Below are 6540 nucleotides of genomic sequence, written 5' to 3'. Positions count from 1 at the left end.
TCCCCAATGCAGGAGACACTATAAAACGCTGCTAAGTTGTTGTCGCTAAGGAGTTTTTTGACGCAGGATTCCGATTTGGCTGCAAAACCGAGATCACCCCAGGAACTGCGGCGCATAGCGGCGCAGCGTGGCGTAACTCTCGCCGATATGGTGCAGGAAATCAAAATCTGCAGGCCGCGCCAGCGTTTGCGCCTCGGTGACGCTGGCGGCGAAGGTGTCCCACGGCATGACCGCTTCGATGGCGGCGAACGGATCGCCGCCGTTTTGTTTGGCTTCAATCAGCGCCTGACCGATGCGCCCATACATCCGCACCTTGTCGTTGATCGCCTTGCCGGAAGCCTGGAACTGCTGTTGATGCTTGTTCTTGGCCGCATTGAACAGCTTGCCGATGATGCGGTCGTGAAGGTCGATGATTTCATCAGTGACGGTGGCCATGCCTTCGATGGCCAGTGCTACCAAGGTGGCGTAACGCCGCTGCGACTCGAACTTGGCCAGGTCGGCGGGCGTCATCTGGCCGCCCTCGCGGGCGATCTTGAGCAAGCGGTTTTGGTGTACCTGCCGTTCGATGCCAGCAGGTAGGTCAAGCGCTTGCCAGGCTTTGAGGCGTTCGATGTGTTCAAGCATGTGGCGCGAGTTAGGCTTGGCGGGCGATTGGCGCAGCCACGCTAGCCACGTCATTTTGCTACCATCCTTGCGCTTGAGCAGTTCGTCCAGGCGCTGGCGATGGACAGGTATCAAGGAATCGGCCAATGCCGCATGGATGCTCCGGTTGGCACGGGTAATGGCCTCGGCGCTTGCGCGCTCGATGGCATTCATGGCGGGTAGGATGATGCTCTGCCGCCGCAGGTTTTCAACAAGGGTGCTGGCCAGCACAATGCCTTTGTCTGTTTGCAAGGCCAGTTCGGTCAATGTATGCACGGCTTGCCGGTAGTGACTCATGGTGAAGGGCTTGAATCCAAACACCGTTTGCAGCTCGACCAAGTGCTCCCGCCGTGTCTGCTCGCGCTGGCCGTAATCGTTCCAGCTTTCCACCGGCACCTTGAGTTGTGCGGCCACCATGCGCAGCAGGGGCGGAAATGGAGGTTCATCGACGCCCAAGAAGATGCCAGGGAATCGCAAGTAGCAAAGCTGCACGGCGAAGCCCAATCGATTCGCGGCACCGCGACGCTGACGGATCACCGACAGGTCGGTTTCGTTGAACGTGTAGTGCCGTATCAGTTCGTCTTTGGCATCTGGCAGTGCCAGCAGACTTTCGCGCTCGGTGGCGGACAGGATTGAGCGGCGTGGCATGGTCAGTCCGCCCGCAGGTACTGGTACAAGGTTTCGCGGCTGATGCCGAAGTCACGGGCCACCAAAGTTTTTTGGTCGCCTGCTGCAACTCGCCGTTTCAACTCGGCAATTTGTTCGCTGTTCAGCGATTTCTTTCGTCCCCGGTAGGCACCGCGCTGCTTGGCCAGCACGATTCCCTCGCGCTGACGTTCGCGGATCAGGGCGCGCTCGAACTCAGCAAAGGCTCCCATGACCGACAGCATCAGATTGGCCATCGGTGAGTCCTCGCCGGTAAACGTCAGCCCTTCTTTGACGAACTCCATGCGCACGCCTCGTTGTGTCAGCCCTTGGACGATGCGGCGCAGGTCATCAAGGTTGCGTGCCAACCTGTCCATGCTATGCACCACCACGGTGTCGCCCTCGCGGACGAAGGCCAGCAGCCTTTCAAGTTCGGGACGTTGTGTGTCCTTGCCTGAAGCCTTATCGGTGAATACCTTGCCGACTTCTATTTGTTCCAGTTGTCGATCAGGATTCTGGTCGAAGCTGCTGACGCGGACGTAGCCGATACGTTGACCTTGCAAGATGCCTCCAAAGGTAAAAATGTCAGGATGAAATCTATTACCCTTGGCTGAATGTGTCAATAAATATAAATTCATACTCTACTCTGACGTTGTTTGTGCTCAACATCTGACATCAGGTTAGGGTATGCCTCAGTCTGACAGTGATGAGTCGCAGGCGTTCGGATCGGCATCGGTTTCGCTCCCGGTCTTGGCGCGCGCCTGGAAGCGCTGATAGCACTCCAGCCCGCAGAAGTGCTCGACGTATTCCGCGCCTTCCGGGGTGAAGGCGGCATCGAGCGGGATTTCTTTGCAGCACACGCAGCAACTGGTGGCAGTCGGATCATTTGCATTCATGGTGGCACCCCTCCATTGACTGACGAAGACGGCGAATGCCGCCGCCGGCATCGGCTTGGCGAACAGGAAGCCTTGTCCTGTGTCGCAGTCCGCTTGTCGCAACAAATCAAGACTCGCCGATGTTTCCACGCCTTCGGCCACTACTTCCATGCCAAGCCCATGCGCAAGCTGAATCACGGTGCGCACGATGGTCTGGTCGCGGTGGTCGTTGGCGAGTCCGGCGACAAACGATTGGTCGATCTTGAGCGTGCTGATGGGGCAGCATTTCAGGTGTTGCAGGCAGGAATAGCCGGTGCCGAAGTCGTCGGCGGCGAAGCGCACACCGATCTGTCGCAAAGCTTCCAGGGCGGGGAAGATCGCCGGATCACCGAACGCAACCGATTCGGTCAGCTCAATTTCAAGATACGCGGCGGGCAACCCGGCATCGGCCAGCACGCCCTTTACCCACTTGTCGAAATCTGGCCCCACTTGGCTCGCCGAAACATTGACGGCCAGCCGGAACGGTTGCCATGCCAGCACCCGCCAGTCGCGCATTTGACGGCAGGCTGCGCCCAGCACCCATGCGCCGATTTCCGGCATCAGGCCGGACGATTCGATCACGGGCAGGAACTGGCCCGGCGGCAACAGTCCGAGCGTCGGATGACGCCAGCGCAACAGGGCTTCCGCGCCGACAATCTGCTCACTGCGCAAATCGACAATCGGCTGGTAGTGCAGCTCAAGCTGCCCGCGCTCGACCGCCTGCGCCAGTTGCGCCACTGTCCATTCAATTGGCTGGGAAGCGCTCATGATCGACCTCTGAAGGCCCGCAGCAGCCGCGTCACAGACAGGACAAACAAGCCGGTCAGCGTGAGGGCTGCAATACCCCAGTGCTCGCCGATGAACGCGCCGGCCGTCGTGCCGGCCAGCACAATGGCGAGAATCGGCAAATGACAGGGACAGGTGAGCACCGCCAGCGCACCCCACAGGTAGCCGGTGAACGGCTTGTGTGTCTCGGTCGGCAAGCGCTCGGGGCTGTTCATGGCAGACTCTCCGCTTGCTGGGCCGGCGCGGTCGGCATCGCGGCCAACTGCACTTCCAGATCGGCCAACGCTTCGCGTCGGCGTTCGACGAACTGACTCAGCACGGCAAGCTGTGCGGCTGTTTCATCGCAGTCCGCCGCATCCAGCGCCCGGCACAACCGCGCCAATGCGTCCAGGCCGATGCCCGCCTCAAAAGCGGCCCGCACAAAGCACAGCCGCTGCAAGGCGGCGTCATCGAACAAGCCGTAGCCGCCCGTGGTGCAGGCGACTGGCCGCAGCAATCCGCGCAGCAGGTAGTCGCGCACGATATGCACGCTCACCCCGGCCTCAAGGGCCAGTCGGGACACTGTGTAGGCGTTCATCGAACACCTCCTTTTCCTCAACCGGCGCAGCAGGACAGTTGCTTCACATCCTTGCTGAAGGTCTGCGCCGCGAGCTTCAAGCCCTCAACCATCGTCAGGTAGGGGAACAACTGGTCGGCCAGTTCCTGCACCGTCATGCGGTTGCGAATGGCGAGCACCGCCGTCTGGATCAGTTCGCCCGCTTCCGGGGCCACCACCTGTACGCCAATCAGCCGTCCGCTGCCTTCCTCGATGACCAGCTTGATGAAGCCGCGGGTATCGAAGTTGGCGAGCGCACGCGGCACGTTGTCGAGCGTCAGCGTGCGGCTGTCGGTTTCGATGCCATCGTGGTGCGCTTCCGCCTCGCTGTAGCCCACGGTCGCCACTTGCGGGTCGGTGAACACCACGGCCGGCATCGCGGTCAGATTGATGGCGGCGTCGCCGCCGGTCATGTTAATGGCCGCACGAGTGCCGGCCGCTGCCGCCACATAGACGAACTGCGGCTGGTCGGTGCAGTCGCCGGCCGCGTAGATGTTCGGGCTACTGGTGCGCATGCCCTTGTCGATGACGATGGCCCCCTGCGCATTGACGGCTACCCCCGCCGCTTCCAATGCCAGGCTGCGCGTGTTCGGTGTCCGGCCGGTGGCGACCAGCAGCTTGTCGGCGCGCACTTCGCCCTGTCCAGTGGTCAGCACGAATTCGCCGTCCACATGGGCGACTTGGCTGGCTTGCGTATGTTCCAGTACCTTGATTCCTTCGGCACGGAAGGCGGCTGTGACGGCCTCGCCGATGGCAGGGTCTTCGCGGAAGAACAGCGTGCTGCGCGCAAGGATCGTGACCTGGCTACCCAGCCGGGAGAAGGCTTGCGCCAGTTCCAGCGCCACCACCGACGAGCCGATGACGGCCAGGCGTTCGGGAATGGTGTCGCTGACCAAGGCCTCGGTCGAAGTCCAGTAGGGTGACTCTTTCAGGCCCGGAATCGGCGGCATGGCCGGACTGGCACCCGTGGCGACCAGGCAGCGGTCGAACATCACGACGCGCTCACCACCCTCGTTCAAACTAACGATAAGGCTCTGGTCGTCCTTGAAACGCGCTTCACCGTGCAGAACGGTGATGGCTGAATTGCCGTCCAGGATGCCTTCGTACTTGGCATGACGGAGTTCTTCGACACGGGCCTGCTGCTGGGCCAGCAGCCGCTCGCGCAAGATCGTCGGCGGTGTGGGTGGCATGCCGCCGTCGAATGGGCTTTCCCGGCGCAGATGGGCGATGTGGGCGGCGCGGATCATGATCTTGGACGGCACACAACCGACGTTGACGCAGGTGCCGCCGATGGTGCCGCGCTCAATCAGCGTGACCTGCGCGCCTTGCTCGACGGCCTTCAGTGCTGCCGCCATCGCGGCTCCACCGCTGCCGATCACGGCGACTTGCAACGGGCGCTCGCCGCCGCTGCCCTTGTCGGCGGCACCCATCCAGCCGCGCACCTTGTCGAACAGCCCAGTGCGGTTGTCGGTCGGCGGGGCATCGGCGAGCATCGCTTTGTAGCCCAGGCCAGCCACGGCGGCGGTCAGTGCGTCCGGCGCTGTGCCTGGATCAAGGGCGAGCTGGGCCGCGCCCTTGGCATAGGACACTATGGCAGATTGGACGCCGGGTACTTTTTCCAGCGCTTCCTTGACGTGCGCCGCGCACGAGTCGCAGGTCATGCCGGTGATTTTTAGATGGGTCATGCGACAGATCCTTTTTCGTTTGTGGTAGCAGACAAGGGCGTCAGATGTGCTGCGCTGCCGTTTTCAGTGCCTCACTTCTTGACGCTGGACGGATAGCCTGCGTCTTCGGTGGCCTTGGTCAGCTTCTGCACGCTGGTCTTGGCATCATCGAAGGTGACAACCGCTTCGCGTGTCTCGAAGGTCACGTTAACTTTGCTGACGCCTTCGACCTTGGAAATCGCCTTCTTGACGGTGATCGGACAAGCGGAGCAGGTCATGCCCGGTACGGACAGCGTGACGGTCTGGGTGGCGGCCCACACGGGGGCAACAACGGCAGCGATGGCGAGAGAGGCAAACAGTTTTTTCATGATGAACTCCTGTGATTAATAGAAAAATGGCATGACGTAGGGAAATCCGAGCGCGACCAGAACCAGCGCGGCCACGACCCAGAAAATGAGCTTGTAAGTAGCGCGCACTTGGGGAATCGCACACACATCCCCTGGTTTGCAGGCTTGCGCCGGTCGGTAGATGCGCCGCCAGGCGAAAAACAGCGCCACCAACGCCGCGCCGATGAAGATCGGGCGATAAGGTTCCAACACCGTCAAGTTGCCGATCCAAGCGCCGCTGAACCCCAGGGCGATCAGAACCAGCGGCCCCAGGCAGCAAGCCGAGGCGAGGATGGCGGCTAGCCCGCCAGTGAAGAGCGCCCCGCGCCCGTTTTGAGGTTCAGACATACGCTTGTCCTTTCAAATCTGGATTGGATAGCTTAAGCTTCCTTCCGTACCAATGTACGGAGTCAAGCGATATGGAAAAAAATTTGGAGAATCTGACTATTGGCGTTTTCGCCAAGGCGGCCGGGGTCAACGTGGAAACAATCCGGTTCTATCAGCGCAAGGGCTTGTTGCCGGAGCCGGACAAGCCCTATGGCAGCATCCGCCGCTATGGCGAGGCGGATGTGACGCGGGTGCGCTTCGTGAAATCAGCCCAGCGGCTCGGATTCAGCCTCGACGAGATCGCAGAGCTGCTGAGGCTGGATGACGGCACCCACTGCGAGGAAGCCAGCAGCCTGGCCGAGCACAAGCTTCAGGACGTGCGCGAAAAAATGACCGACCTGGCGCGCATGGAAACCGTGCTATCCGAACTTGTGTTCGCCTGCCATGCGCGGCAAGGGAACGTTTCTTGCCCGCTGATTGCTTCGCTGCAAGGGGAGAAAGAGCCGCGTGGTGCCGACGCGGTGTAGCCGAGGGTAGTTACGCCTTAGCGTGCTTTATTTTCCGTTTTCTGAGACGACCCC

General features: G+C 61.2%; 8 protein-coding genes and 1 pseudogene. 1 reads left to right on the top strand and 8 read right to left on the bottom strand.

Features of this window, described 5'->3' with window-relative positions:
• Window positions 1-99: 99 nt before the first annotated feature.
• The 8 genes and pseudogenes from KYG_RS00675 to KYG_RS00640 form a co-directional block, all read right to left on the bottom strand.
• Window positions 100-1290 (bottom strand): annotated as a pseudogene (locus KYG_RS00675) (DUF4158 domain-containing protein); the annotation flags it as partial.
• Window positions 1291-1292: 2 nt separating this feature from the next.
• Entirely contained in the window at window positions 1293-1850 is a 558-nt protein-coding gene (locus tag KYG_RS00670) for a recombinase family protein (RefSeq protein ID WP_008902871.1), read from the bottom strand.
• A gap of 129 nt (window positions 1851-1979) precedes the next feature.
• Window positions 1980-2969 (bottom strand): DUF3330 domain-containing protein, encoded by a 990-nt coding sequence (locus KYG_RS24960; RefSeq protein ID WP_001276635.1) that lies wholly within the window; start codon window positions 2967-2969, stop codon window positions 1980-1982.
• Window positions 2966-3202: a broad-spectrum mercury transporter MerE gene (merE, locus tag KYG_RS00660; protein ID WP_003090697.1), complete on the bottom strand. Its 237-nt coding sequence runs from the start codon at window positions 3200-3202 to the stop codon at window positions 2966-2968. The genes KYG_RS24960 and merE overlap by 4 nt, the downstream gene beginning before the upstream one ends.
• Entirely contained in the window at window positions 3199-3564 is a 366-nt protein-coding gene (merD, locus tag KYG_RS00655; RefSeq protein WP_003090698.1) for a mercury resistance co-regulator MerD, read from the bottom strand. The genes merE and merD overlap by 4 nt, the downstream gene beginning before the upstream one ends.
• Before the next feature lie 17 nt (window positions 3565-3581).
• The gene (merA, locus tag KYG_RS00650) at window positions 3582-5267 is read right to left on the bottom strand and encodes a mercury(II) reductase (RefSeq protein WP_008902870.1); all 1686 of its coding nucleotides are present in this window, start codon (window positions 5265-5267) and stop codon (window positions 3582-3584) included.
• Between the two features lie 71 nt (window positions 5268-5338).
• Complete coding sequence (gene merP / locus KYG_RS00645; protein ID WP_000732290.1) at window positions 5339-5614, bottom strand: mercury resistance system periplasmic binding protein MerP; 276 nt, start codon at window positions 5612-5614, stop codon at window positions 5339-5341.
• A 15-nt stretch (window positions 5615-5629) separates the two neighbouring features.
• The gene (locus KYG_RS00640; RefSeq protein ID WP_001294666.1) at window positions 5630-5980 is read right to left on the bottom strand and encodes a mercuric transport protein MerT; all 351 of its coding nucleotides are present in this window, start codon (window positions 5978-5980) and stop codon (window positions 5630-5632) included.
• A gap of 71 nt (window positions 5981-6051) precedes the next feature.
• Here KYG_RS00640 and KYG_RS00635 point away from each other — a divergent pair, with 71 nt between their 5' ends.
• Window positions 6052-6486, top strand: a complete 435-nt coding sequence (locus tag KYG_RS00635; protein ID WP_000414383.1) for a mercury resistance transcriptional regulator MerR — start codon at window positions 6052-6054, stop codon at window positions 6484-6486.
• Window positions 6487-6540: the final 54 nt, after the last annotated feature.

It is taken from the genome of Acidovorax sp. NO-1 (assembly GCF_000238595.1).
Classification (GTDB): domain Bacteria; phylum Pseudomonadota; class Gammaproteobacteria; order Burkholderiales; family Burkholderiaceae_C; genus Acidovorax.
Note: the sequence above shows the minus strand (reverse complement) of the source record. Positions and strands in the feature narration are given on the sequence as shown.

Bases quoted from the DNA above. Each gene is read 5' to 3' on its own strand.
- KYG_RS24960 (WP_001276635.1), bottom strand. From the start codon at position 2,969: ATGAGCGCTTCCCAGCCAATTGAATGGACAGTGGCGCAACTGGCGCAG.
- merE (WP_003090697.1), bottom strand. From the start codon at position 3,202: ATGAACAGCCCCGAGCGCTTGCCGACCGAGACACACAAGCCGTTCACC.
- merD (WP_003090698.1), bottom strand. From the start codon at position 3,564: ATGAACGCCTACACAGTGTCCCGACTGGCCCTTGAGGCCGGGGTGAGC.
- merA (WP_008902870.1), bottom strand. From the start codon at position 5,267: ATGACCCATCTAAAAATCACCGGCATGACCTGCGACTCGTGCGCGGCG.
- merP (WP_000732290.1), bottom strand. From the start codon at position 5,614: ATGAAAAAACTGTTTGCCTCTCTCGCCATCGCTGCCGTTGTTGCCCCC.
- KYG_RS00640 (WP_001294666.1), bottom strand. From the start codon at position 5,980: ATGTCTGAACCTCAAAACGGGCGCGGGGCGCTCTTCACTGGCGGGCTA.
- KYG_RS00635 (WP_000414383.1), top strand. From the start codon at position 6,052: ATGGAAAAAAATTTGGAGAATCTGACTATTGGCGTTTTCGCCAAGGCG.